Below are 23,068 nucleotides of genomic sequence, written 5' to 3' on the forward strand. Positions count from 1 at the left end.
TACCTTCGCGGGAATCGCCACGTGCGCGCAGCCGACCCGACACTGCCGGCATGACGAACACAGAGACCGTGATCGACCGGTTCAACGAGGCGTTCCGGCTGGAGGCGCCCGACATGCTCGTCGACATCATCGCCGACGACTGCGTGATGGAAGGGGTGGGTCCCGCCCCCGACGGGAACCGGTGGGACGGCTACGCCGAGTGCCTCGCCGGGTGGCAGGGCCTCATCCGCGACCCGGACATCCGCTTCGAGGTCGAGCACGTCGACGTGGCCGGCGACCGCGCCGTCATTCGCTGGCGGCTCCACCACGCCGATGCGCCCTTCCGGGGCGTGAACCTCATGCGCGTCCGGGACGGGAAGATCGTCGAGGCGCTCGGGTACGGCAAGCGGCCCTGACGTGCGTCAGCTCTTCTCGGTCGGCTCCAGCCGGAGCGAGATCGAGTTGATGCAGTAGCGCAGGTCGGTGGGGGTGCCGTAGCCCTCGCCCTCGAAGACGTGGCCGAGGTGGCTGTGGCAGGTCGCGCACAGCACCTCGGTGCGCTTCATCCCCAGCGAGACGTCGGAGCGCTCGATCACCGCGTCACCGGCCAGCGGGGTGAAGAACGACGGCCAGCCGCAGTGCGAGTCGAACTTCGTCTCGCTGCGGAACAGCTCCGCGCCGCACGCGCGGCACGTGTAGACGCCCTCGGTCTTCGTGTCGGTGTACTCGCCGGTGAACGGGCGCTCGGTGCCGGCCCTGCGCAGCACCTGGTACTCGGCGGGGGTGAGCTCGGCCCGCCACTCCTCGTCGGTCTTCACGACCTTGGGGGCAGGTTCGGTTTCCATGCGTCCCAGCCTACGTATCCGGTGGAGCGGTCGCCCGGATCCGTCACAGCCAGGTAAGGATCACGAAGGTCAGCGCCTCCCACACGACCCACGCCGCGACGGCGAGCAGCAGCACGCACACGAGCCACGCCGCCCAGCGGCGCCCGCCCTCTGCCCGGTTGGCGGAGTCGGCGAACGTGCTGACGCCGTGCAGGTAGCCCTCGACCGTGTAGGCGGGGCGCTCCTCCGACATCCGGTCGAGGTGGGCCGCGAACTCCTGCGCCTCCGGATCGTCGGGATCGAGGCCGATCAGCTCGTCGTCGAATCGGCGTGACCGGGCTCCGCTTCGTGGGTCGCGGCGCTCGATCATGCGGGGGAGTGTACGGGCCCGCGGTACCGTGCCCCCGTGGCGAAGACTCCGGCTGCGGTGCTGGCGGTGGGCGATCGTGAGGTGCGCGTTTCGAGCCCCGACCGCGTGATCTACGCGGCGACCGAGCGCACGCCGGAGGTCACGAAGCTGCAGGTCTGCGAGTACTTCGCGGCCGTCGGCGACGCGCTGATGCGCACGATCCGCGACCGGCCGACTGCGATGGAGCGCTGGCCCGACGGCTACCGCGACGGCATGCGCCTGTCCACCGGGTACGGCGACGACGGCGACGGCTTCTACCAGAAGCGGCTGCCCAAGGGGGCCCCCGACTGGGTCGAGACCGTCCGCATCACGTTCCCGAGCGGCCGCACCGCCGAGGAGCTGTGCCCCAGCGAGCCCGCGTCGCTGGTGTGGGCCGCGCAGATGGGCACCCTCACGCTGCACCCGTGGCCGGTGCGCCGCCCGGACGTCGACCACCCCGACGAGCTGCGCATCGACCTGGACCCGCAGCCCGGTGTCACGTTCGCCGACGTGCAGCGGGTCGCCGCCGTGGCCGGCGAGCTGCTCACCGAGCTCGGCCTGCGCGGCTACCCCAAGACCAGCGGCAACCGGGGCATCCACATCTACGTGCGGATCGAGCCCACCCACACGTTCGAGGACGTGCGGCACGCCGCGATCGGGTTCGGGCGGGAGCTGGAGCGGCGCGACGGCGGGGTCACCACCAACTGGTGGAAGGAGGAGCGCGGCGAGCGCGTCTTCCTCGACTTCAACCAGAACAACCGCGACCGCACCATCGCCAGCGCGTGGAGCCTGCGGGCGAAGCCGGGCGCCCCCGTCAGCACGCCGCTGAGCTGGAAGCACCTGGCCGAGATCAGCGACCCGCGCGAGTTCACCCTGTTCAGCGCCCCCGAGCTGCTCGCCGACGGCGACCCGTGGGCCGACATGGACGAGACCCGCTACCCGCTCGAACCCCTCCTGCACCTCTGGGAGACGCTGCCCGGCGGCGAGCTCAACTTCCCGCCCGACTACCCCAAGATGCCCGGCGAGCCGCCGCGCGTGCAGCCGTCGAAGAAGGTCGCCGAGCACTGGGACGAGCACGGCAACCGCGTCGAGGGCACCTGAGGCGCACGTTTCGTCCCGTTCGCCCAAGCTGAGAGAAACGATAGGCGACTATCGTTTCGGTGGTAGCTTCGGTTGTGACCCATCACCCACGACAGTCGGGGGACACCATGACCCAGGCACCGCCCGAGATGCCGGTCTACATGCGGCGCAACAGCTTCGACCCCGACCCGGGGCTGCAGGAGATCCGTGAGGCGGAGGGGGTGCGGCGGGTCAAGGGCGCTCTCGGGATGGACGTCTACGTGATCACCCGCAACGAGGACGTCAAGGAGGTGCTGGCCGACGCGGCGCGGTTCTCCAACCGACGTCCGCCCCAGTTCTCGCCCTTCACCGACAACATGTCGGACGAGGAGATCCGCCGGTCGCAGGCCGGCAACCTGCTCGGTATCGACCCGCCCGAGCACCACCGCCTGCGCCGCATGCTCACGCCGGAGTTCACGCTGCGGCGGATGAAGCGGCTCGAGCCCCGGATCGTCGAGATCGTCGACGAGCACCTCGACAGCCTCGATCGGACGGGTCCACCTGCCGACCTGGTGGCCGAGTTCGCGCTGCCGATCCCGTCGCTCGTGATCTGCGAGCTGCTCGGGGTGCCCTACGCCGACCGGGCCGCGTTCCAGTCCCGCAGCAACCGCCAGCTCGACTTCTCCGTGCCGATCCCGGAACGGACCGCGCTGCAGGTCGAGAGCCGCGCCTACATGGACACGCTGGTCACGGCCGCCCGGAAGAACCCTGGCGAGGACATGCTCGGCATGCTCGTGCGCGAGCACGGCGACGAGCTGACCCAGGACGAGCTCGTCGGCATCGCCAACCTGCTGCTCCTCGCCGGCCACGAGACCACGTCGAACATGCTCGGGCTCGGCACCCTCGCGCTCCTGCAGCACCCCGACCAGCTCGCCCTCGTCCGCGACGACCCCGACGCCGTCGGGCCGGCCGTCGAGGAGCTGATGCGGTGGCTCTCGATCGTGCACACCGGCATCCCGCGCTTCTGCGTGGCCGACACCGAGGTCGCCGGCGTGCCGATCCCGGCCAACAGCATCGTCGTGGTGTCGCTGCCCGCCGCCAACCGCGACCCGTCGATCGTCGAGGACCCGGACCGGTTCGACGTGCGCCGCGGCGCCCCCGGGCACCTCGCGTTCGGCCACGGCGTGCACCACTGCCTCGGCGCGCCACTCGCCCGGATGGAGATGCGCATCGCGTTCCCCGCGCTGCTGCGCCGGTTCCCCGGCCTGGCGCTCGCCGGCGACCCGGCGGACGTACCGTTCCGCGCGTACCACTTCATCTACGGGCTGCAGTCGTTGGAGGTGACCTGGTGAGGATCGGGGCCGACCGGGACCGGTGCATCGGCGCGGGCATGTGCGTCATGACCGACGAGGCCGTGTTCGACCAGGACGACGACGGGGTCGTCGTCGTCCTCGCCGAGGACGTGCCGGAGTCCGAGCAGCAGCGGGTGCGCAATGCGCTGGAGCTGTGCCCGTCCGGGGCGCTGTCCTTGCTGCAGGAGTGAGTTAGCGTTGATCGGTGACGGTCGACGGTGACGGGCGCGGGCTGCGGGTCGACGCCGCCCGCAACCACACGCGCATCGTGGCGGCCGCGGCGATGGCGATCGAGGAGATCGGCGGCGCGGTCTCGCTGGAGGAGATCGCGCGCCGCGCCGGCGTCGGGATCGCCACGCTGTACCGCCGCTTCGGCAGCCGCGACCAGCTCCTGCGGACGGTCTTCGAGCACATCCTCGAGACCCGCATCGCGCCGACGGTCGTCGCCGAGGGCGTCGACCCGTGGCAGGACCTCGTCGACACGCTGCACGCGACCGTCGAGGAGGTCGCGCAGCACCGGGAGCTGCTGCGCCTGGTGAAGGAGTCGGGCGCCGTCGGGTCGGACGCGTTGACGGCGTACGCCGAGATCGTGGAGGGGCTGCTGGCCAGGGCCAAGGACGCCGGCGTGGTGCGCCCCGAGCTCACCCCCCGCGACCTCGCCGCGGTCGTCCTGATGGCGTTCTCGGTGGTCCGGGTGACCGGCCACGACCTGGCCGAGACCCGCCGCTACCTGGCGCTGCTGTGCGACGGCCTGCGCCCCGGCCATCCGGAGCTGCCGCCGGGGTGCGCCCAGCACTCGGGCTGAAGCCCGTCGGGTGGACGGGCGCCGGCGGCCCGCCAACCGCACGTCACACACCGCCGGGCCCCCTCACACACGTTCTGACATGTGTGAACGGGCCCAGCGGTGTGTGACGTGCGGCGTGTCGTCAGCCGAGCACCGCGGCCACGCCGGGCAGCCGCGCGCGGTAGCCGGCGAGCAGCTGCTCCGCCACGCCCACCGAGTCGACGAGGGGGTGGCCGGCGAACGCCCTCAGCGCGAGCTCGGCGGATCGGGTGACGGCTGCCGCGATGGTGTCCTGCTCGACGGCCTTGACCTGCTGCAGCAGGCCGAGCATGCCCAGTGGCAGCGGCTTGGTGGCGAGCGCGGTGATCCCCTGCGGGCCGACCAGGCACGGCACCTCCACCACCGCCTCGGACGGGAGCCCCGGCACGGCGGTGCCGTTGCGCACGTCGAGGATCATGGTGGCGGGTGGGCCGCCGGACAGCGCGCGCATCAGCGCCACCGCCACCTGCTGGTAGCCCCCCGTGGCGACGTCGACCGCGTCGCGCTCGCCGGCGCCGGCGGCGTCGCGGCTCTCGGCCATGTAGCTGGCGTCGCGCTCGTCGCGCACCTGCTGCCACAGCGCCCACGCCGTCGCGGGCTCGGCGGCGGCTGCTGCGTAGAACCGTTCCTGCTGGTCGCAGAGGTACTCGCCGCGGGTCTGGGGCGCGTCGCGGATGGCCGCCACGGCCTCACGGGTGCGGTAGAAGTAGTACAGGTACTCGTTGGGCAGCGCGCCGAGCGCGCGCACCCACCCGGCGCCGAGCAGCCGGGCCTCCTCGATGGTGGCGAGGCGGGCGTCGTCGGCGAGCAGCTCTGGCAGGCGGTCGACGCCGTCGACGGAGAGGCCGCGCAGCCAGCCGAGGTGGTTGAGGCCGACGTAGTCCGGCACGACGGGACCGTCGACGCCGAGCGCGCGGGCGGCGCGGGCGGCCAGGCCAATGGGGGAGTCGCAGATCCCGACGACGCGCTCGCCGAGCACCTGCTGCATCGCCTCGGTGATCATGCCGGCCGGGTTGGTGAAGTTGATGACCCAGGCGTCCGGGGCCACCGCGGCCACGCGCCGGGCGACGTCCAGCGCCACCGGGACGGTGCGCAGGCCGTAGGCGATGCCGCCGGGCCCGATGGTCTCCTGGCCGAGCACGCCCAGCTCCAGCGCCACGCGCTCGTCGACCGTGCGCCCGGCGAGCCCGTCGATCCGCACCGCCGAGAAGACGAACCGCGCTCCGGTGAGCGCGTCGTCGAGATCGGTGGCGGTGCGCACCGGCGGTCCGGGACGGCCGGCCAGCACGGCGGCGATGGCAGCGAGCCGGGCGGCGTCGACGTCGTGCAGGACGACCTCCGTGACCCCGCAGTCGCTGGTGAGCGCGCCGTGCACGAGCGGGACGCGGAAACCGCCGCCGCCCAGGATCGTCAGCTTCATGCGAGCCGCACCGCGCCGAACCGGGCGAGGGTGGCGGGGTCGGCGCCGTCGTTGGTGACGAGCAGGTCCACCGCGTCCGGCCCGCAGACGGGGGAGAGGCCGGTGCCGGGGAACTTGCCGCGGTCGGCGAGCAGCACCGTCTGCTCGGCCGCCGTGATCATCGCCTGCTTCACGGGCACCTCCACCAGCGTCGAGTCCATGACCGTGCCGTCGGCACGCACCCCGCTGGTGCCGAGGAAGAGCCGGTGCGCGCGCACCTCCCGCAGCGCTTGCTCGGTGAGCCCGCCGACGAACGACAGGTAGTTGCGGCGCAGGATCCCGCCCAGCACGAGCAGCTCGACGCTGTCGGCGTCGCGCAGGGCGTCCACCACGGCGAGGCTGGACGTGATCACCGTGACCCGGCGGTGGCGCAGGTGCGCGGCCAGCCGGGCGGTGGTGGTGCCGATGTCGATCAGCACGACGTCGCCGTCCTGGACGAGGGCGGCGGCGCAGCGGGCGACCCGCTCCTTGTCGGCCGGGGCGACGGTGGCGACCTCGGCGAAGGGGCTGTCGGCGTCCATGTCCAGCCCGTCGAGGCAGCCGGCGCCCCCGTGCACGCGGCGCAGGGCGCCGCTGGCGTCGAGGGCCTGCAGGTCGCGCCGGATCGTGGACGGGCTGACGCCCAGTCCCGAGGCCAGCGACTCGACCGAGACGATGCCCGACGTGCGCACGATCCGCAGGATCTCGCCGTGCCGGCTGGCTGGGAGCACCCGAGCACGGTAGCGCATCCGTGCGCACTCCTGCGCGTTCTTGCGCACAACGGTTGCCATCCGCGCACCACGAGGGCACTGTGGCGAGGTGAGCGACATCGTGAACGGCGCCGCGCAACCGGACGCGACCGATCCGTTCGCCCTGCCGCACGACCCGATGCTGTGGGACCCGCTCGCCGCCCTGCGCACCCCGGACGACCCGGCGATCGACGTGCTGATGTCGGGCACGGTGTTCCTCGACATCGTCTTCACCGGGTTGCCGCACCCGCCGGCGGCCGGCACCGAGGTGTGGGCCGACGGCATGGCGTCCTGTCCGGGCGGGATCGCCAACCTCGCCGTCGCAGCGTCGCGGCTGGGTCTGCGGACGAGCCTCGCCGCGGGCTTCGGCGACGACGTCTACGCCGACTTCTGCTGGCGCACGCTCGCCGACCAGGAACGCGTCGACCTCAGCCGGTCGCGGCGGTTCACCGGCTGGCACTCGCCGGTCACGGTGTCGCTGGCCGTCGACCGCGACCGCTCGATGGTCACCCACGGCCACGTCCTGCCGATCGGCACGGCCGAGCTGATCGGTGACCCGCCCCCGTCGCGTGCCGTGCTGACCAGCATCGGCGAGGGCGCGGCCGACGTGCTCCTGCCGGAGTGGGTGGCGCAGTCCCGCGCCCGCGGCGCCATGGTCTTCGCCGACGCCGGCTGGGACCCCACCGGCGCCTGGGACCCGGCGCTGCTCGCCTCGCTCGCCGGCTGCGACGCGTTCCTGCCCAACGACGTCGAGGCGCGTGCCTACACCCGCACCGACACCCCGCAGGCGGCGCTGCGCAAGCTCGCCGAGCACGTCCCGCTCGCGGTCGTGACCTGCGGGGCGGACGGCGCGATCGCCCTGGACGCGACGACGGGGGAGGAGGTCGCGGTCCCCGCCCTGCAGGTCGACGCGCTCGACCCGACCGGCGCGGGTGACGTGTTCGGTGCCGCGTTCGTCGTGGGCACGCTCGCCGGCTGGCCGCTCGTCGACCGGTTGCTGTTCGCCGGACTGTCCGCGGCACTGGCGGTGCACGAGTTCGGCGGCTCGCTGGCCGCGCCCGGCTGGGGCGACGTCCGCGACTGGTGGTTCGGCGTGCGCTCCCGCGCCGCGGCCGGCGACCCGGCGGCGCAGTGCCTGCGCAACCGCTACGGGTTCCTCGACGACCTCGTGCCCACCACCCACGTGTGCGGGGTGCGGCGGGCCGCCGCGACGATCGCCCGCCAGTCCGACCTCACCCGCCCCGCCTGAGCGGGGCGTCAGGTCAGGTCTTCGCCGCGGGCTTGCCGTCGACGCCGATCGCCCGCCACGTGCCGCCGACACCCTCGCCGGCCGTCGAGCCGGGCTTCGTGTCCTTCGCGGAGCGGTAGAGCGGCCAGCCGGCCAGCGTGAGCTGCTGCGTGCCGTCCGGGCGGCCGACGGTGCCGATCTGGTCGGCGGGCAGGCCGGTCAGCTTCGGGATGCCGTCGCCGAGCACAGGGGGCCATGCCTTCGCGCAGTCGCCCGTGCACGTCGACCGCGACGGGTCGGCCGAGTCCTTGTCGAACCGGTAGACGGTGTACCCGTCGACAGTCACGACGGTGCCGAGCGGTGTGGTCGCGGTGGCGAGGCCGGGGGTGGCCGCCGCGGCCTGGGCCGCCCCGCCGACGGGTGGGGCCTCCCGCGCCGGCACGCTCTGCACGGTCGAGCCGCAGGCCGCCGTCACCAGCAGGAGGCTGAGCGCCACACCCGCGCACCCGGCGATGCCGCCCACGATTCCGGAGGCCGGCCCGCCCCGCGCCCGGTCCCTGCGGATCCGCCGTGCGCTGGGCGCCGCGTGCCGGTTGCGGGTCATGGTTTCCTCTCCTCGTGAGCGACGGTCGTCGAAGGGTAGGGACGGGGCGATCGAGGGGGTTGCCAGCCTGAGCCGCATCGCCGGTGCGCGGCTGCCGGTGCGCGACGGACGGACCCGGCTTCCGCCGGACGGGCCACACCGCTGAGCCGAACGCCGCGCTCCGCTCTCAGGCTGAGAACCGTGCCGCTCACCCGTCCACAACCACCGTCGCCCCGGTTGCCGCCCGCTCACCGCTCGACGGGCGGTCGGTCACTGTGGGTGGATCGCCGAGTGGGCGTGGTGCGCGGTCGACCGTGTCCGGTGGCGGCCTGCCTGAGGGCCTTCTCGGCGCGATCGGCTCAACCGTTGCTGCGGACGGAGCAATATCCGACCGCTCGTCGCGGCTCGGGCTTCTCCGGGCTTACGGGGTTCTCAGGTTCGCAACCCCCCGCGGAACCCGCCTCCTAACGTCTGGCGGCATGAGCACGCTGACTGTCGGCGCACCCGTCGACGCCCAGGCACGGCGGGACCGCATGGTCCGCACCGCCTGGATGACGGCGCTCGGCGTCGTCATCGCCGGGCCGGCGCTGCTGTGGCTGGCGGTGGCCCCGCCGGCCCCCCTGTGGGACCGCCTGTCCGTGGTGACGGGCTTCTTCGCGCTCACCGCACTGGTGTGCGCGGCGATCGTGCCCAGCCGCATCCGCGGGCTCAACCGCGCCTTCGGCATCGAGAGCGTCATCGAGGTGCACCGCTTCCTCGGCATCTCGACCGCGGTGCTGACCCTGCTCCACCTGGCCAGCGTGGTGGCGCTGGACCCGTCGAACATCGCCCTCCTGGACGTGTCGTCCGCCCCCGAGCGCGCCGTCGCCGCGGTCGTCGCGACGGTGGCGATGCTGCTGCTCATCGGCGCCGCCGGGATGCGGAAGCGGCTGCGCCTGCCCTACGACGTGTGGCGCTTCACCCACGTCGCGCTGGCCGCGCTCACCATCGTCGCCGCGATGCTGCACGTGTGGTGGCTCGACCACGCCATCCGCACCGCAGCCATGTTCTCTGTGATCGTGCTGCTCATCGCCGCCGTCGCCGGCGTCGCCACCTACCGCTGGGTGTGGCGGGCCCTGCTCGACCCCACCACCGAGTTCCTGGTGCGCGAGGTGCGGTTCGAGAGCCCGACCGTCTCGACGCTCGTCCTACAGCCCCGCGACCTCGCCACCGGCACCGGCAGCTGGGTCTTCGCGCCCGGCCAGTTCGCGTGGCTGCGGCTGCAGCGCAGCATCACCGCCGAGGAGCACCCCTTCACGATCGCGTCCAGCGCGCACCTGGGCTGCACCGAGTTCACGGTCCGCCACACCGGCGACTTCACCCGCACCCTGCGTTCCCTCCCGCCCGGCAGCCCCGTCTGGGTGGACGGTCCGCACGGCGCCTTCACCACCGACATCGGCGCGTGCGGCGGCTTCGTCATGATCGCCGGCGGTGTCGGCATCACCCCGATGATGAGCATGCTGCGCACGGCGGCCGACCGGGCCGACCGCCGCCCGTACCGGCTCATCGTGGTCGCCGGATCGCCGGAGGACCTGCTGTTCCGCGAGGAGCTCGGGTTCCTGCGGGCCACCCTCGACCTGGAGGTCACCGAGGTGCTGCGCCGGCCCCGCGACGGGTGGGACGGGCACACCGGCGACCTCGGCGTCGGGCTCCTCGCGATGGTGCTGCGCACCGTCGCCCGCCCCGACGACCTCGACTACTTCGTCTGCGGGCCGCCAGGGCTCGTCACCGACGCCATGGACGTGCTCGACGCGCTCGACGTCGCCCCGTCGCGCGTGCACACCGAACTCTTCGACTTCGTCTGACCCGTTCTGACCCGTTCTGACCCGTTCTGCTCCCCGCTCTGCCCTGCTCTACCGGGACGCTCCCCCGCTGCCCGCTCCCCGCAAGAGAGGTACCCCGATGCTCCGCCGGATCCCCTGGTTCCTGCGCGTCTCAGTGCTCGTCGCCGTCGTGCTCGCGGTCTCGCTGTCCGTGTTCCAGTCGTGGTCCTCCGGCACGCCGGGCACCGGCGGCTGGACCCAGACGCAGTGGGGCCCGCTCGGCCCCGCGGACCGCGACCTGCTCGTGAAGGTCCGGCTGGCCGGGCTGTGGGAGGCCCCCACCGGCCAGCAGGCCTCCCAGCAGGCCAGCTCGCCGCAGGTGCGCGAGCTGGGCGCCTTCCTCGCCAGCCAGCACGCCGAGCTCGACGCGGAGGTGCGCAAGGTCGCCGACCAGCTGGGCGTGCTGCTGCCGACCCAGGCCAACGCACAGCAGCAGGCCTGGATGCGGGAGATCTCGGCGGCCACCGGTTCGGACTACGACCGGATCTTCGTCCAGCGGCTCCGCGAGGCGCACGGCATCGTGCTGCCGATCATCAGCGAGGTCCGCGTCAGCACCCGCAACGACCTCGTGCGCAAGTTCGCCGAGACCTCCACCGAGTTCGTGACGCGCCACATCCAGCACCTCGAGGCCACCAGCCTGGTCGACTTCGGCGAGCTGCCCGACCCCCCGTCGCCCGGCCTGTTCTCCGGCGACCGCACGTTCGGCGACCTCGTCGTCCCGATCCTGATCTTCGCCGCGGCGCTGCTCGGGGCGATCGGCCTGGTGATCGGCCTGCGCAAGCGGGCCGCCGCGAAGCCGGCCCGGGTGGTCGCCCCGCCGGTGGGACCGGTGCCCGGCAGCGGTCCGTCCGCGGCCATCGCCGCGATCCCCGGTCCGCGGATCAACGAGATCAGCGGCGCGCACCGCGTCGCAGGCGGCTACCCGACGGTCGTCGAACCCGACGCCGGTGTCGCCGTCGACGTTCCTCCGGCCGAGCGGGCTCCCGCGCTGGCCGAGACGCTGGAAGCCGTCCTGGGTGGCCGCGACTCCACGGCCACGATCACCGGCGCGCACCGGTTCCCGCCGGTCGTGCACCCCGGCACGCCGGGCGGTTCCCGGCGTGCGCACCGCAGGGCCACCGTCGAGGACACCGGCCCCCGACATTCCGCCGTACGCCGCTCCTAGCGGCGTCGACCCTCCGGCGCAACTGCCTCCGGGCAGCGCTCCCCGCGATGGCGCCGGACCCGCCGGCGGTCCACCGACCGCTGGCCCGCTCCCCGACCCCGATCGGATCCGACACATGCTGGACAAACCTGACCACCCTGCGCGTCCCGACGATCCCGGTGCCGACCGGGCCGACCTGGCCCGGGCAGTGGCTCGGCAGCGCGTCGGGAGGAACCGGATCGTCCTGGCCGTGGTGGCGTTCACGGCTGCCGTGGTGACCGCGGCCTGCGGCACCGCCAACGCGGCCACGCCGGGGACCGGCCGCGTCGACACAGCCGGAGTCGTCCAGAAGGGCGGCCACGCCGGGCACGGCTCGCCGTCGGCCGACGAGCAGGACGGCGACGACGACGGCGACAAGAACGACGGCAACAAGGACGACGCCGACAAGAAGGACGGCAACGACGAGGGCAAGGAGAACGGCAAGGACGACGGCAAGGACAAGGACGACAAGGACAAGGACGGCGACAAGGGCGGCAAGCCCAACAACGGCCTGGACGTGCTGGGCCGCAACTGCGACAACAGCGACCTGCCCGAGCACACCGGTTTCCAGGTGGCTCCGGCGTGCGTCGACACCGCGTTCGGCGAGGTGGCCGGGGCGGACAAGAGCCCGGCGCTGCTGATCACGGAGGCGCCGCGCGAGGTGAAGGTCGGCGAGGCGTTCACGTTGAAGGTGTCGACCCGCAACCTGGTGCGCGACCGGTTCCTCGGCGCCGCCGCAGGCGGCTACTACCTGGAGAGCTCGTTCCTGGACAAGAACGGCATCCAGCGCGGGCACTTCCACACGGCCTGCCGGATGCTGCCGTCGCTGGACGAGGCGCCGGACTCCTCGCCGGATCCCGACTTCTTCCTCGCCACGCAGGACAACAAGGGCGGTGCGGGCACCGACACCGTCGACGTCGAGGTGACGGGTCTGTCGAAGAAGGGCACGGCGCAGTGCACGTCGTGGGCGGGTGACGGCTCGCACCGCATCCCGATGATGCAGCGCGCCAACCAGACCCCGGCCGTCGACTCCGTCCGCATCACGGTGAAGTGAGGACGGGACCGATGGCGTTCGAGTCGATCTCCGCGGACGGGGCGACGCTTCCGCCGGTCCGCCCGGAGGCCGCGGCCGCTGCGGCGCTGGCCCCCATGGTCGAGGTGTGGTTCCAGATGCTGAACGACCACGTCCCCGACGTCGACCACAACTGCACGGCGTGCACCCACGGCGGCACGGGGACGCGGCACACGCCGTGGCCGTGTGCGCTGCGGTCGGTGGCCGACGCGGCTCGCCGGGAGTTCACGCAGGTCGCCGAGGTGCCTGCGGTCCCAGCGCCGCGCGAGCCGCTCGACGACGCCGACGGCGTCGTGATCCGGTTGCGGGGTCGGCGCCGGCGGCTGCGTGGCCGGCACGGCATCACCCGCATGTTGACGCCGCGGGAGCAGGAGTACCTGCAGCTGGCGGCGGACGGGTGCAGCGACGTGGTGATCGCGACGCGGCTGGGCATCCCGGAGCGGACGGTCGCGACGAGCATCCGCCGGCTGGCCCGCACGCTCGGCGTGCCGGACCGGTCGAGCCTGCTGGTGCTGGCGCTGCGCGAGGGGGTGATCGCGTGACGGCCCCCATCGGGTGGAGACCCTGATTAGAGGGTCCGGCAGTTGAGGGTTCGTGCGGCTTTCGGTGTCCAGGTGGTTCCTCGCCAGGCGCCGCCCGCAGCGCAGACCGGGCGTCTTCGCAAGGGCGGCAACGCCGCGAGGGGCCGCCTGGGCGCCGAAAGCCCGGACCCTCTGCTGCCGGGCCCTCTTTAGTCGGAGAGACTGATCTCCATGGCGGGTGTCGCGGTGGTGACGGGCGCGGGTTCGGGGATCGGTCGGGCGGTGTCGCGGGCGCTGCTGGGTGCGGGCTACCGGGTCGCGCTGGCCGGCCGCCGGGCCGCGGCGCTGCGCGAGACCGCGGGAGAGCACGCCGGCGAGCACGGTCCGGCGCTGGTCGTGCCGACCGACGTCACCGATCCCGAGTCGGTCGCGGCGCTGTTCCGGGCGGTGCTCGTGCGCTTCGGCCGGGTCGATCTGCTGGTGAACAACGCCGGCACGTTCGGCCCGGCCGGCCTGGTAGACGAGGTGCCGGTCGAGGAGTGGCAGGCGGCCGTGGCGACCAACCTGACCGGGCCGTTCCTGTGCGCGCGCGAGGCGTTCGCCACCATGCGCACGCAGCAGCCGCAGGGCGGCCGGATCATCAACAACGGCTCGATCTCCGCACAGGCCCCGCGGCCGGGCAGCGCCGCGTACACCGCCACCAAGCACGCGGTCACCGGCCTGACCAAATCGCTGTCGCTGGACGGGCGCCCGTTCCGCATCGCGTGCGGGCAGATCGACATCGGCAACGCGGCCACGGAGATGACGGCGGGGATCGCGCAGGGCGCCCGCCAGGCCGACGGCTCGATCCGCCCGGAACCCACGTTCGACGTGTCCCACGTCGCGGACGCGGTGCTCTACATGGCAGGGCTCCCGCTGGAGGCGAACGTCCAGTTCATGACGGTGATGGCCACGACCATGCCCCTTGTCGGACGCGGATAGCGGTTGTTCGGCGACTGCGGGTGACTACCCTGTCCGTGGACGCCGATCCAGGGAGTGGGGCATGTGGGGGGACGTGCCGGACGGACGACGGATCGCCGCCGAGATCGAGCAGCGGGTGCGCAGCGGCCGGTTGGGGCCGGGGGACCGGCTGCCGGCCGGCGCCGAGCTCGCCGCCCAGTTCGGGGTGGACATCGAGACCGTCGAGGGCGCTCTCGAGGTGCTCGAGGACAGCGGCCTGGTGCGCAGGCTGCCCGGTCAGCCGGGTGGCGTGGAGATGCTGCCGTTCTCGGCGACCATGCTTCGCCGCTCCATCGAGCGGCTCGCCGAGCTGGACGCCGTGGGGCTCCCGGACCTGATCCGCTTCCGCATCCTCCTCGAGGGCTGGGCCTACCAGCTCGCCGCGCAGCGGGCGACCGCTGCTGACCTGGACGAGCTGGACGCCGCGCTGTCCGCGATGGCCGCGGCCGCGGAGGACGGGCCGGAGGCGTTCGCCGCGGCCGACGTCGCGTTCCACCGGGTCATGGCCCGGGTCAGCGGCGACGAGATGCTGCAGGTGTGCCAGGACGCCGTCCGGGACGTCGTGACGGGCCTGATCTCGCACCGCCTGATCTCCGGTGGCGGCGAACCCGAGCTGCTCGCCAAGGCCCTCGACCTGCATGTCGACCTGTTGGCCGCGGTCCGCGCCGGCGACGGGGAGGCGGCGTCGCGGATCGCGCGCCGATCGATGCGGAGCTACCTCGCGATGCCGTCCGGCGGCGACGACACGCGCCCCGCGCTCGTCCCGCCGCTGGCCACCACCGCACAGGAGGACGTGCTCGGCGTGCTCGACGTCGCTGCGGCCGTCGGGACGCCGTTGTGGCTCGACGGCGGGTGGGCGGTCGATGCGCTGCTGGGCCGCCAGACCCGCTACCACGGCGATGTCGACGTCGTGGTGCCGCAGCAGCACGCCGCGGCGTTCGTCGCGGCGCTCGGCGCGCGGGGGTACGTCGAGCGCGAGGGCGGCGACCGGGCCGAGAACGTCGTGCTCGCCGACCCGAACGGCCGGCAGGTGGACCTGCACGTCATCGAGCTGGACGACCTGGGCAACGGCTGGTACGGCACGGACGAGGTCTACCCCGCGGACGCGCTGCGCGGCGTCGGCGCGATCGCCGGTCGGCCGGTGCAGTGCATCTCGGCGCCGTGGCTGGTGCAGTTCCACACCGGCTACGCGGTCGACGTCGACGACTGGCACGACGTCTGCGCGCTCTGCGCGCGGTTCGACCTTCCGGTACCGCCCGACTACGCCGCGTTCCACGCAGCGCGAGGGCAGGAGGGCGGTCCCGGCGCTGCCGACCCGGTGAGGTAGACCGGTGCGGTGCAGGACGGACAGGTTCCCGCGGACGTGGCGATCGTCGGGGCCGGCCCGGCCGGTGCGGCGGCGGCGCTGCGGGTGCTGGCGCTGCGCCCGGACGCCGACGTGCTGCTGCTCGACGCTGCCGCCTTCCCCCGCGACAAGACCTGCGGCGACGGGATCTCGGCGCACGTGCTGGAGCTGCTGGACGCGCTCGGCGTACCCGCGACCTCGTGGGCCGGCCCGCCGGTCGCCGGGATGCGCCTGACCAGCCCGGGCGGGCGGGTGGTGGCGCGCCGCTGCGCGCGGCCGAACCGGGTGATCCCGCGCGCGGTGTTCGACGCGCGCCTCGTGGCCGCGGCCACGGCGGCCGGTGCCCGGCTGGTGCAGCACCGGGTGCGAGCGCTGCGCGTGCTCGCCGACCGGGTGGTGCTCGACGACCGCTGGTCGGCGCGGGTCGTCATCGGCGCGGACGGGGCCAACTCGACGGTGCGCCGGCTGCTGGGGGCACCGCGCAGCCCGGAGTCGACGGTCGCGGTGGCGGTGCGCGGGTACGCGCCGACCGTCCTGGACCCGGATGCGCTGGTGATCGAGTTCGCGGGCGGTCGCCGACCGGCGTACGCCTGGTCGTTCCCGGTGGCGGGCCGCGGGTCGAACGTCGGGTTCGGGGTGTTCGACCGACGCGGTGGCGGCTCGCGCGCCGATCTGCTCGCCGAGCTGGCCCGGCTCCTGCCCGACCACCCGCCCGACCCCGCCACCGTGCGCGGCCACCAGCTGCCCCTGTCGACCGGCCCGCGCTGGCACCCTGACGGACGCGTCCTGCTCGCCGGCGACGCCGCCGCGCTGGTCAACCCGCTGACGGGGGAGGGGATCTACGACGCCGTCGCGTCCGGGGCGCTGGCCGGGCGGGCCGCACTGCGCGGGCCGGACGCGGGTGCGGCGCACCGGGCCGCCATGCGGGCGACGTTCGGCCACCACCACCGGCACACCGCGCTGCTCGCCCGGCTGGTGCCGCACCCGCGGTTCCTCGACGCCGCCGTCACCGCCGCCGCCCGACACCGACGCGTGTTCGACGCAGCCGTTGACCTAGGCTTGGGTCCGGGCACCGCGTCGGCCGCCGATCTCGTGCGCGTGGCGTCGAGCGGCCTGACCCTCGGTCGGGGAAGCAGGCTGACCTGATGACACGACCGTGTGACGGCGCAACGACACAGCGTCGAACACGCATGTGACGGCCGTCACAGTCGCGTAGGCCAAACGGGCAGTGTTTGCGCCGTCGCCGCAGGTGGGTCGTTGGAGCTGATGACAGAGCGACCCGAACACACCCGGCTTCGAGGGGGGAACGCGATGGACGACGAACAGGTCAACGGACGGCGGTCCGCCCGGCATGGAGCGGCTGCGTCGCAGGAGTCCGTCATCACGGAGGAGCGTCCGGACGTGTCCAGCGGCCACGACATGGGCCCAGGGATCGAGCCAGGGATCGGGCCGGAGAGCGGCACCGACAGCGGTGTCGAGCGAGGCTTCGAGCACGGTGTCGAGCACGGTGTCGAGCACGGGGACGGCCCGGCTTCGGTGCTGGACCGGCACGCGCGCCGCCGGCTCGCCGCGGAAGCGGCCGCCGACGCCGCCGAGGCGGCCGCGGCGGAGGCCGCGAGCCGGGCCGCCGCGGCCATCAAGGCTGCGGCACGGGCCGCAGAGGAGGCCGAGGCCGCGGCCGACGCGGCCGCCAGGGCTGCCGACGAGGCGCTGGCCGCCGCCGAGGCCGAGGCCCGCGCGAACGCCGTGCACCGGTCGGTGCCGGCCGCGCCGCCCGCGCCTCCCACGGTGCGCGCGGCCAACGGACACGCGGTCAACGGACATTCCACCGATGGCCGGCCCGACGGCGAGCCGTCGCGTCCGCCGCACCCCGGTGAGCAGGACGAGACCACCGTCATCGCCACCGTCCGGGCCGGGGGCCGTCGACACCGCCGGACCGCCGACGAGCCCGTCGGCGAGGCGGGTCCGGCCGCGCCGGAGCAGCCGGCCGAGATGACGGCCGTCGTGCCGACGACGCGGGAGCGCGTCGACCCGCGCAGCCCGGACGGGCGCGCCGCCCGCCGCCGGGCCCAGGAGGCCGCTGCCGCGGTGGCCCGGGAGGCGTCGCGGGACCCGGTCACCGACGCGATCGACGTCACCGAGCTCCGTGCCGCCGGCCTGCACTCGGGCGGGCCGCGGGTCCAGGACGCCGCCACGCAGATCGTCCCGGGCCGGCCGCGGTCGGACTACGAGGAGTTCGACGAGTACGGCCGCGACGACTTCGACGGGTTCGACCCCCCGTACGACGCCCCGTACGACCGGGACGACCCGGCGGCGAAGCGGCGCCGCTCGGCGCTGGTCGAGAGCGACGAGGACGGCGAGGAGGAGGGCGGCGCGACGTGGTTCGGGCGCCCCGTCATCTACGCCGTCGGCGGGGTGCTCGTGATCATCGGGCTGATCGTCGCCCTGATCATGGTGCTGGGTGGTGGCCGCAGCACGCCCGCGCCGGCTGCTGGCGCGGGTGACCAGCCGGCGGCGCCGACCGCAGCGGCCCCCACGGGCGCGGCCAACGGGGTCGACCCGACCAGCCCGAAGGCGGTCGCGTTCCTCGACTCGCTACGCGAGGGCGGCATCACCACCAGCAAGTCGGGGGTGTCGGAGACCCAGGCCGCCGCCGGCATCTGCACGCAGATCTCGCAGGGCGCCGACGAGGCGAACCTGGCGAAGACGCTGCCCACGCAGCTGCCGACCGTCGCGAAGAAGCAAGCGTCCCTGTTCGTGCAGCTGGTGCAGAAGAACTACTGCTGAGCCACCCCGCACGTCACACAGCGCGCGGCCACGTCACGCAGGTTGTGCGGTGTGCGCGGTGGCCGTTCGTTGTGTGAGGTCGGGAGCGAGGTTCGCGCTGCTGTACCGCGGCCTGGTGGCGGTGACCGCGCTTCTGGGCCGCGGCGGACGCCGGTCCGGTGGACGTCACACAGCGCGCGGCCCCCTCACACAGGTTGGGCGGTGTGTGCCGTGGCCGTCCGCTGTGTGACGTCCGCGAGCGAGGGCCCGGCCACGGCCCACCCGGGCCGCCTCAGGGTGGGCAAAGGGTGCCGTCGGCCGGGAGCAAGCCGGCCGCCAGCATCTGCGTGGTCACGTCGGCGACGCAGGCCGTGCGCGGGAAGGCGCCACTGCCGGCCCCCTGCCAGCTCACGAACACCGCGCCGGGCAGGGCCTGGGCGAGCCGGCGGGCGCCGTCGAGGGTGCTTCTGGGGTCGGCCGAGGTGCCGATGACCAGCACCGGAGGCAGTCCGGCACCCCCGGTGGGGGCAGCCGGCCGTCCGGTCGGCCACGGCGCGCAGGCCACCACCTGAAGGGCCATCGCGGCGCCGAACAACGGGTGGGCGTCGCGCATCTTGGCCGCGAACTCGGCGGCCTGCGCGGGCGCGAGCCGCCGCTGCGTGTCGTTGCAGGCCGTGGCGAGCGTGCCGTCGAACGTGCCGCGCGGGCCGAGCATCCGGTCCAGCACGGCCAGCAGCGGTGCCGGGTCGCCGGCGTCGGCCGCGGTGAGCGCGGTGGCCAGCGTCGGCCAGCGCCGCGGCTCCAGCAACGCGGTGCGCACCGCGAGCAGGGCCGTGCCGGCGGTGAGCCGGTCACCGGTCGGCGATGCCAGCGGACGCCCTTCCAGCCGCTGCACCAGCGCCTGCACCCGCTTGCGCGGGTCGGGCCCGAGCGGGCAGTCGGCCCGCCCGGTGCAGGCCGTGGCGAAGGCGTCGAACGCGGCCTCGGTGGCGCGCGCCCGGGTGTCGGTGAGGTCGGGATCGTCGAGGCCGGGCTGCGGCGGGCCGTCAAGCACCACGCGGCCGACGCGCGCCGGCTCGGCGCGGGCCCAGTCCAGCACGGCCGCGGCGCCGTCGCCCGCGCCGATCGCGGACAGCTGCCGGACCCCCAGCGCGCCCGTCAGCTCGGCGAGGTCGGCCCCGGTCGACGCGGACCGGTACGGCGCGAGCCCGCTGTCGACGTCGATCGTGCACTGCTGGACGAGGTCGCGGGCGCGGTCCAGCAGGCGGCCGAGGCTGGCCTCGTCGATGGCGCCGGGGTCGGCGTCGACGAGCGCGGCGCGAGCGGTCGCCGGGGCGCAGTCGAGGGTGTCGTAGCCCGCGCCGCGGCGGTCGATCCCGATCAGGTCGAACGCGTCCAGCAGCGCCGGGGGTGCCTGCGCGGCCATGAGCACCGCGGCCCGGGCCGTCGGTTCGGTGGCGGAGTCGCCGACGACGGCGAGCGGCGGCCGCTCGCCCGGCGTGCCCGTGCCGACCCGGACGACCTGCAGCTGCGTGGTCGCGACCGGCACATCGGGGTCGACCGGCACTTCGAGGGTGCCGCACTCCACGTGCAGGCCACGGTCGGGGGGCAGCGGCGTGGGCAGCGCCAGCGCCACCTCGGCCGTGCAGTCGGAGAAGGCGATCGTCGACGCGCCGGGGGCAGGGCTCGGCAACGGGACGGGTTCGGTCGGCGCGGGCGTTCCGGGCGGCGCCGGCGCGACCATGTTGTCGCCGCGCACGGCCACCGGCGGTCGCTGCGACGGCCCCACCGTGCACGCCGTGGCCAGCACGGCGACGGTCCCCAGCAGAACGGCGATCCCTCGACGTGCAGACGGCCGTTGCCTCACTGCCCCTCCACACACCCTTTCCACCCCGGTACGGCCAAGCTTCGCGCACCGCCGGTGTGGGTGCCGTCAGGTGACGCGCGGGGGCGGCGGCGGGTCGTCCACCTCCAGGCGGACGGCGACGGGCAGCTGCCCGAGCCCGAGCGCGGCCCGGGCGGGGGCGAGGACCTGCTCCTCCAGCGCTTCCAGCACGGTCGCCACGTTGCAGTCGTCGGCCAGCCACAGCGTCACGCGCAGCGCCGGCGCCCGGGTGGTGCCGACCATGCGCGCGCGGGCCTTGCCGACGCCGGGCAGCGCGCGGGCCTGCTCGGCCACGGCCTCGCCGATCGCCCCCGAGAGAACCAGGATCTCGGTGTCGCCGGTGGCCTCCAGCCGCAGGTCGGGACGCTGCTCGGGGCGGACCGACCGGGCGGCCCACACCAGTCCCAGCACGGCGAGCACGATCCCGCCGCCGATCGCGACGAGCCGGGCGAGCAGCGCGTTGTTCCGCAGCCACTCGACGATCAGCGGGTCGAGCAGCGGGCGCGCGGCCCGCCCGGTGCCGAACACGCCGTACGACAGCAGCGCCACCAGCACGCCCGCGGCCAGCAGCACCAGCCCGACGAGCACGGCCAGGGCCCGGTCACCGCCGGACGAGCGCGCGACGGCCGAGCGGGAGCGGCGGCGCAGCGCCGGATCGACCTGCGTCATCGCGGCCCTCGCTGCTCGACGAGCCGGACCGTCACCCGCGGTCGCCTGGCCAGCGGCACGTCGTCCAGCAGCGCGGTGATCGTGCCCTCCACCGAGGCCTGCAGCGCCTTCCCGGCGGGCCCGTCGAGGTCGCCCCAGCCCTGCGCGGCCACCGCGATGCGCCGCTTGGTGGCCGTCACGTCGGCGCCGGCGACGTCCTCGCCGCGGCGGACCCGCTTGCCGACGAGCCGCGCCAGCACGTGCGGCGACGTCGTCACCGTCATCTCCGGGCGGGGCGCGGTCACGTCGATGTCCGACCGGCGGGCGGCGATGCCCACCAGCACCAGCACCAGGCCGACCACGGCCGTCCCGACGGCGATCCCGGCCACCGCGGTCTCGGCCCAGCTCGTGGACTCGAGCACGGCTCGCCATTGCGGCCACGGCACGATCACCCCGGCCTGGTCGGTGCCGAGCCGGGTCCAGGCCGCCACCACCTCGATGGCGAGCAGCACGCCGGCAACGGCCAGCGCGAGGCCCAGTACCGGGGCCAGCAGCCGGAGCAGGACACGCATCGGGTCTCCGTGTGATCGGGGGAGGATCGGGGGTCGGGTTACTGCAGCCGGGCCGGTGCCGCGCGGGTCGCGGTGCGCAGCCCGGCGACGGTGACGGCGAGGGACCGGACGTGGTGCCCGGTGATCCGCGCGAGCTCGTCGTCGACCTTGGTCCGCACCGCGTCGACGACCGTGCGGATCTCCCCCGGGTAGCGCAGGGTCACCTCCAGCCGCACGTCGACGGCCGTCGGGTCGCCGTTGCCCGTGACGACACGGGCGCGCGCGCCGGACTCGCCGACGTCGATGCCGGCGAGCCGACGGCCATGACGCATCGTGCCCGGCACCTGGTCGGCGGCGTACTCGATGACCTTGCGCAGCACCACGGGGTCGATGTCGAGCGCGCCTCGCTCGCCCGGCTCGGGCAGCGCGCCCGGCGGTCCGGTCACCGGTCCCGGCCCCTGCCGAGCAGCCCGCCGAGGTCGAGGTCACCGTCGAGGACGCGGCCGATGACCAGCCCGACGATGCCGAGCACCAGCGCGATGAGGAATCCGGTGAGCCCACCGGCGGCCGCGGCCACGCCGAGGGCGAGACCCACGATCAGGCCGGTCTGGGTGGCGGTCATGACAGCTCTCCTTGCAGGCGCGGGTCAGTCGAGGGTGCGGGCGGCGCGCTGCTTGCGCACCGTGCGGATCAGGGCGATCGCGACCCGCAACGGCAGCGGGTACGGCGTGGTGAACTCGACGGGGCGGTCGTAGCGCGGGTCGAGGTCCTCGGTCGGGCTCGCTCCGGGGACCGGCCGAGTCTCGGCGAACCGGGCCATGCCGGCGACGAACGCGTCCGGGTCGCCGCCGCGGTCGGGGTGGTGGTCGCGCACGAAGGCCCGGAACTCGGCCCGCCACCGCTCCTCCTCGGGCGTCACGACGCGTCCCAGGTGCCGGTCACGTCGGCCACCGTGACGTCGACGGGCCGCTCGCCGCACACCGCCGCGACCGCCGCCCGGACGTCCGCCACCACGGCCGGGATCGGCCGCCCCAGCTCGAGTACCAACGCCACCTCCACCGGCTCCTCCGGTTTGCCGACCCGCACGCCGGTCAGCCGCCCGCTCGGCAGGTAGGTGCGGATGTCGCCGTAGGTGCCGGCGTGCAGGGCCGCGACCCCGGGCACCTGGCCGATCGCGGCCGCGATCCGCTCGGCGACCGCGGCCGGATCCCCGGTCGCGTCCCCTGTGACGGCTGCCTGCTCGGTCACTCGACGCGCGCGGAGGCCACGGCCGGCGGCTCCGCCGGGGCGTCGACGTCGGGCAGGTGGATGTCGTTGACGGCGATGTTGACCTCGATGACCTCCAGGCCGGTCATCCGCTCGACCGCGGTGATCACGTTGCGGCGCACCGCGCGGGCCAGCTCGACGATCGACGCGCCGTACTCGACGACCAGGTCCAGGTCGACGGCCGCCTGCTTCTCGCCGACCTCGACGGCCACCCCGGCGATGTTGGCCGCGCCGGTGCCGCCGCCGGGGATCCGCTCCCGGATGGCCCCGAAGGCGCGCGACACCCCGCCGCCCATCGAGTGCACCCCGGAGATCTCCCGCGCGGCGATGCCGGCGATCTTCTGCACCACCGAGGCGGCGATCGTGGTCTTGCCATGGGCGGTGTCGTCGGCGAGCCGCGCAGGCGACGACGCGGTGCCCGCCGAGGTGGTCACCGACGGGGTGGCGGCCTCGGGTGTTCCAGCGCTCTGGGTCATGTCCGCTCTCTTCCGTTGCGTTCTCGAAGTCTGCGTCAGCATCGGGATGCTCGGCACGTCCGTACCCGGCC

Annotated in this window: 27 protein-coding genes; 14 read left to right on the top strand and 13 right to left on the bottom strand. The window is 74.4% G+C overall.

What is annotated here, in order from left to right:
* Positions 1-50 precede the first annotated feature (50 nt).
* Entirely contained in the window at positions 51-395 is a 345-nt protein-coding gene (locus tag ACQEVB_RS22875; protein WP_432974672.1) for a nuclear transport factor 2 family protein, read from the top strand.
* 6 nt (positions 396-401) lie between these two features.
* On the opposite strand, the gene msrB is transcribed toward ACQEVB_RS22875, so the two are convergent.
* Both msrB and ACQEVB_RS22885 read right to left on the bottom strand, forming a co-directional pair.
* A complete protein-coding gene (msrB, locus tag ACQEVB_RS22880; RefSeq protein ID WP_432974674.1) occupies positions 402-824 on the bottom strand; it encodes a peptide-methionine (R)-S-oxide reductase MsrB in 423 nt (140 codons plus the stop codon).
* Between the two features lie 43 nt (positions 825-867).
* Positions 868-1,173 carry a hypothetical protein gene (locus ACQEVB_RS22885; protein ID WP_432974676.1) on the bottom strand — a complete coding sequence of 102 codons (306 nt, stop codon included), beginning with the start codon at positions 1,171-1,173 and terminating at the stop codon, positions 868-870.
* Positions 1,174-1,209: 36 nt separating this feature from the next.
* Here ACQEVB_RS22885 and ACQEVB_RS22890 point away from each other — a divergent pair, with 36 nt between their 5' ends.
* The 4 genes from ACQEVB_RS22890 (at position 1,210) to ACQEVB_RS22905 (ending at position 4,407) form a co-directional block, all read left to right on the top strand.
* A complete protein-coding gene (locus ACQEVB_RS22890) occupies positions 1,210-2,292 on the top strand; it encodes a DNA polymerase domain-containing protein (RefSeq protein ID WP_432974678.1) in 1,083 nt (360 codons plus the stop codon).
* Between the two features lie 107 nt (positions 2,293-2,399).
* Positions 2,400-3,602, top strand: a complete 1,203-nt coding sequence (locus ACQEVB_RS22895) for a cytochrome P450 (protein WP_432974680.1) — start codon at positions 2,400-2,402, stop codon at positions 3,600-3,602.
* Positions 3,599-3,793, top strand: coding sequence for a ferredoxin (locus ACQEVB_RS22900; protein WP_432974682.1), 195 nt, complete (start codon positions 3,599-3,601; stop codon positions 3,791-3,793). The genes ACQEVB_RS22895 and ACQEVB_RS22900 overlap by 4 nt, the downstream gene beginning before the upstream one ends.
* 14 nt (positions 3,794-3,807) lie before the next feature.
* On the top strand, positions 3,808-4,407 hold the full coding sequence (locus ACQEVB_RS22905; protein ID WP_432974684.1) for a TetR/AcrR family transcriptional regulator: 600 nt from the start codon (positions 3,808-3,810) through the stop codon (positions 4,405-4,407).
* 121 nt (positions 4,408-4,528) lie between these two features.
* Here the strand turns inward: ACQEVB_RS22905 and ACQEVB_RS22910 are convergent, their stop codons facing one another.
* A complete protein-coding gene (locus ACQEVB_RS22910) occupies positions 4,529-5,845 on the bottom strand; it encodes a 6-phospho-beta-glucosidase (protein ID WP_432974686.1) in 1,317 nt (438 codons plus the stop codon).
* Positions 5,842-6,654 carry a DeoR/GlpR family DNA-binding transcription regulator gene (locus tag ACQEVB_RS22915; protein ID WP_432974688.1) on the bottom strand — a complete coding sequence of 271 codons (813 nt, stop codon included), beginning with the start codon at positions 6,652-6,654 and terminating at the stop codon, positions 5,842-5,844. Before ACQEVB_RS22915 ends, ACQEVB_RS22910 begins: the two co-directional genes overlap by 4 nt.
* 97 nt (positions 6,655-6,751) lie before the next feature.
* Here ACQEVB_RS22915 and ACQEVB_RS22920 point away from each other — a divergent pair, with 97 nt between their 5' ends.
* A complete protein-coding gene (locus tag ACQEVB_RS22920; protein ID WP_432980508.1) occupies positions 6,752-7,861 on the top strand; it encodes a PfkB family carbohydrate kinase in 1,110 nt (369 codons plus the stop codon).
* Positions 7,862-7,874: 13 nt separating this feature from the next.
* Here ACQEVB_RS22920 and ACQEVB_RS22925 read toward each other — a convergent pair whose 3' ends face one another.
* Positions 7,875-8,444, bottom strand: coding sequence for a hypothetical protein (locus ACQEVB_RS22925; RefSeq protein WP_432974690.1), 570 nt, complete (start codon positions 8,442-8,444; stop codon positions 7,875-7,877).
* Between the two features lie 458 nt (positions 8,445-8,902).
* On the opposite strand from ACQEVB_RS22925, the gene ACQEVB_RS22930 reads away from it, so the two are divergent.
* The 8 genes from ACQEVB_RS22930 (at position 8,903) to ACQEVB_RS22965 (ending at position 18,192) form a co-directional block, all read left to right on the top strand.
* Entirely contained in the window at positions 8,903-10,267 is a 1,365-nt protein-coding gene (locus ACQEVB_RS22930) for a ferredoxin reductase family protein (protein WP_432974692.1), read from the top strand.
* A 97-nt stretch (positions 10,268-10,364) separates the two neighbouring features.
* Positions 10,365-11,450, top strand: a complete 1,086-nt coding sequence (locus ACQEVB_RS22935; RefSeq protein WP_432974694.1) for a DUF4142 domain-containing protein — start codon at positions 10,365-10,367, stop codon at positions 11,448-11,450.
* Between the two features lie 115 nt (positions 11,451-11,565).
* Entirely contained in the window at positions 11,566-12,522 is a 957-nt protein-coding gene (locus ACQEVB_RS22940) for a hypothetical protein (protein WP_432974695.1), read from the top strand.
* A gap of 11 nt (positions 12,523-12,533) precedes the next feature.
* Positions 12,534-13,082 carry a response regulator transcription factor gene (locus ACQEVB_RS22945; protein WP_432974696.1) on the top strand — a complete coding sequence of 183 codons (549 nt, stop codon included), beginning with the start codon at positions 12,534-12,536 and terminating at the stop codon, positions 13,080-13,082.
* A gap of 210 nt (positions 13,083-13,292) precedes the next feature.
* Positions 13,293-14,042 carry an SDR family oxidoreductase gene (locus ACQEVB_RS22950; protein ID WP_432974697.1) on the top strand — a complete coding sequence of 250 codons (750 nt, stop codon included), beginning with the start codon at positions 13,293-13,295 and terminating at the stop codon, positions 14,040-14,042.
* A gap of 61 nt (positions 14,043-14,103) precedes the next feature.
* Entirely contained in the window at positions 14,104-15,387 is a 1,284-nt protein-coding gene (locus tag ACQEVB_RS22955) for a nucleotidyltransferase domain-containing protein (RefSeq protein ID WP_432974699.1), read from the top strand.
* A 9-nt stretch (positions 15,388-15,396) separates the two neighbouring features.
* Entirely contained in the window at positions 15,397-16,551 is a 1,155-nt protein-coding gene (locus tag ACQEVB_RS22960) for a geranylgeranyl reductase family protein (protein ID WP_432974701.1), read from the top strand.
* A 165-nt stretch (positions 16,552-16,716) separates the two neighbouring features.
* Positions 16,717-18,192, top strand: a complete 1,476-nt coding sequence (locus ACQEVB_RS22965) for a DUF732 domain-containing protein (protein ID WP_432974703.1) — start codon at positions 16,717-16,719, stop codon at positions 18,190-18,192.
* 271 nt (positions 18,193-18,463) lie between these two features.
* Here ACQEVB_RS22965 and ACQEVB_RS22970 read toward each other — a convergent pair whose 3' ends face one another.
* The 8 genes from ACQEVB_RS22970 to ACQEVB_RS23005 all read right to left on the bottom strand — a co-directional run bounded on the left by ACQEVB_RS22970 (position 18,464) and on the right by ACQEVB_RS23005 (position 22,997).
* On the bottom strand, positions 18,464-20,038 hold the full coding sequence (locus ACQEVB_RS22970; RefSeq protein WP_432974704.1) for an alpha/beta hydrolase: 1,575 nt from the start codon (positions 20,036-20,038) through the stop codon (positions 18,464-18,466).
* 66 nt (positions 20,039-20,104) lie between these two features.
* Complete coding sequence (amaP, locus tag ACQEVB_RS22975; protein ID WP_432974706.1) at positions 20,105-20,725, bottom strand: alkaline shock response membrane anchor protein AmaP; 621 nt, start codon at positions 20,723-20,725, stop codon at positions 20,105-20,107.
* On the bottom strand, positions 20,722-21,276 hold the full coding sequence (locus ACQEVB_RS22980) for a DUF6286 domain-containing protein (RefSeq protein WP_432974708.1): 555 nt from the start codon (positions 21,274-21,276) through the stop codon (positions 20,722-20,724). Before ACQEVB_RS22980 ends, amaP begins: the two co-directional genes overlap by 4 nt.
* A 38-nt stretch (positions 21,277-21,314) precedes the next feature.
* Positions 21,315-21,701, bottom strand: coding sequence for an Asp23/Gls24 family envelope stress response protein (locus tag ACQEVB_RS22985; RefSeq protein ID WP_432974710.1), 387 nt, complete (start codon positions 21,699-21,701; stop codon positions 21,315-21,317).
* On the bottom strand, positions 21,698-21,877 hold the full coding sequence (locus tag ACQEVB_RS22990) for a hypothetical protein (RefSeq protein WP_432974712.1): 180 nt from the start codon (positions 21,875-21,877) through the stop codon (positions 21,698-21,700). Before ACQEVB_RS22990 ends, ACQEVB_RS22985 begins: the two co-directional genes overlap by 4 nt.
* A 24-nt stretch (positions 21,878-21,901) precedes the next feature.
* Positions 21,902-22,174: a hypothetical protein gene (locus ACQEVB_RS22995; protein ID WP_432974714.1), complete on the bottom strand. Its 273-nt coding sequence runs from the start codon at positions 22,172-22,174 to the stop codon at positions 21,902-21,904.
* The gene (locus tag ACQEVB_RS23000; protein ID WP_432974716.1) at positions 22,171-22,503 is read right to left on the bottom strand and encodes a hypothetical protein; all 333 of its coding nucleotides are present in this window, start codon (positions 22,501-22,503) and stop codon (positions 22,171-22,173) included. Before ACQEVB_RS23000 ends, ACQEVB_RS22995 begins: the two co-directional genes overlap by 4 nt.
* The gene (locus ACQEVB_RS23005) at positions 22,500-22,997 is read right to left on the bottom strand and encodes an Asp23/Gls24 family envelope stress response protein (RefSeq protein ID WP_432974718.1); all 498 of its coding nucleotides are present in this window, start codon (positions 22,995-22,997) and stop codon (positions 22,500-22,502) included. The genes ACQEVB_RS23000 and ACQEVB_RS23005 overlap by 4 nt, the downstream gene beginning before the upstream one ends.
* Between the last annotated feature and the right edge of the window lie 71 nt (positions 22,998-23,068).

Origin of the sequence: Pseudonocardia sp. CA-107938, assembly GCF_050936315.1 — a bacterium.
Lineage (GTDB): Bacteria > Actinomycetota > Actinomycetes > Mycobacteriales > Pseudonocardiaceae > Pseudonocardia.

What these genes read in the sequence shown, in the direction of transcription:
- ACQEVB_RS22910 (WP_432974686.1), bottom strand. Translation starts at nt 5,845, where the DNA reads ATGAAGCTGACGATCCTGGGCGGCGGCGGTTTCCGCGTCCCGCTCGTG.
- ACQEVB_RS22945 (WP_432974696.1), top strand. Translation starts at nt 12,534, where the DNA reads ATGGCGTTCGAGTCGATCTCCGCGGACGGGGCGACGCTTCCGCCGGTC.
- amaP (WP_432974706.1), bottom strand. Translation starts at nt 20,725, where the DNA reads ATGACGCAGGTCGATCCGGCGCTGCGCCGCCGCTCCCGCTCGGCCGTC.
- ACQEVB_RS22940 (WP_432974695.1), top strand. Translation starts at nt 11,566, where the DNA reads ATGCTGGACAAACCTGACCACCCTGCGCGTCCCGACGATCCCGGTGCC.
- ACQEVB_RS22930 (WP_432974692.1), top strand. Translation starts at nt 8,903, where the DNA reads ATGAGCACGCTGACTGTCGGCGCACCCGTCGACGCCCAGGCACGGCGG.
- ACQEVB_RS22885 (WP_432974676.1), bottom strand. Translation starts at nt 1,173, where the DNA reads ATGATCGAGCGCCGCGACCCACGAAGCGGAGCCCGGTCACGCCGATTC.
- msrB (WP_432974674.1), bottom strand. Translation starts at nt 824, where the DNA reads ATGGAAACCGAACCTGCCCCCAAGGTCGTGAAGACCGACGAGGAGTGG.
- ACQEVB_RS22980 (WP_432974708.1), bottom strand. Translation starts at nt 21,276, where the DNA reads ATGCGTGTCCTGCTCCGGCTGCTGGCCCCGGTACTGGGCCTCGCGCTG.
- ACQEVB_RS22925 (WP_432974690.1), bottom strand. Translation starts at nt 8,444, where the DNA reads ATGACCCGCAACCGGCACGCGGCGCCCAGCGCACGGCGGATCCGCAGG.
- ACQEVB_RS22895 (WP_432974680.1), top strand. Translation starts at nt 2,400, where the DNA reads ATGACCCAGGCACCGCCCGAGATGCCGGTCTACATGCGGCGCAACAGC.
- ACQEVB_RS23005 (WP_432974718.1), bottom strand. Translation starts at nt 22,997, where the DNA reads ATGACCCAGAGCGCTGGAACACCCGAGGCCGCCACCCCGTCGGTGACC.
- ACQEVB_RS22875 (WP_432974672.1), top strand. Translation starts at nt 51, where the DNA reads ATGACGAACACAGAGACCGTGATCGACCGGTTCAACGAGGCGTTCCGG.
- ACQEVB_RS22920 (WP_432980508.1), top strand. Translation starts at nt 6,752, where the DNA reads ATGCTGTGGGACCCGCTCGCCGCCCTGCGCACCCCGGACGACCCGGCG.
- ACQEVB_RS22915 (WP_432974688.1), bottom strand. Translation starts at nt 6,654, where the DNA reads ATGGCAACCGTTGTGCGCAAGAACGCGCAGGAGTGCGCACGGATGCGC.
- ACQEVB_RS22955 (WP_432974699.1), top strand. Translation starts at nt 14,104, where the DNA reads ATGTGGGGGGACGTGCCGGACGGACGACGGATCGCCGCCGAGATCGAG.
- ACQEVB_RS22935 (WP_432974694.1), top strand. Translation starts at nt 10,365, where the DNA reads ATGCTCCGCCGGATCCCCTGGTTCCTGCGCGTCTCAGTGCTCGTCGCC.
- ACQEVB_RS22990 (WP_432974712.1), bottom strand. Translation starts at nt 21,877, where the DNA reads ATGACCGCCACCCAGACCGGCCTGATCGTGGGTCTCGCCCTCGGCGTG.
- ACQEVB_RS22950 (WP_432974697.1), top strand. Translation starts at nt 13,293, where the DNA reads ATGGCGGGTGTCGCGGTGGTGACGGGCGCGGGTTCGGGGATCGGTCGG.
- ACQEVB_RS22965 (WP_432974703.1), top strand. Translation starts at nt 16,717, where the DNA reads ATGGACGACGAACAGGTCAACGGACGGCGGTCCGCCCGGCATGGAGCG.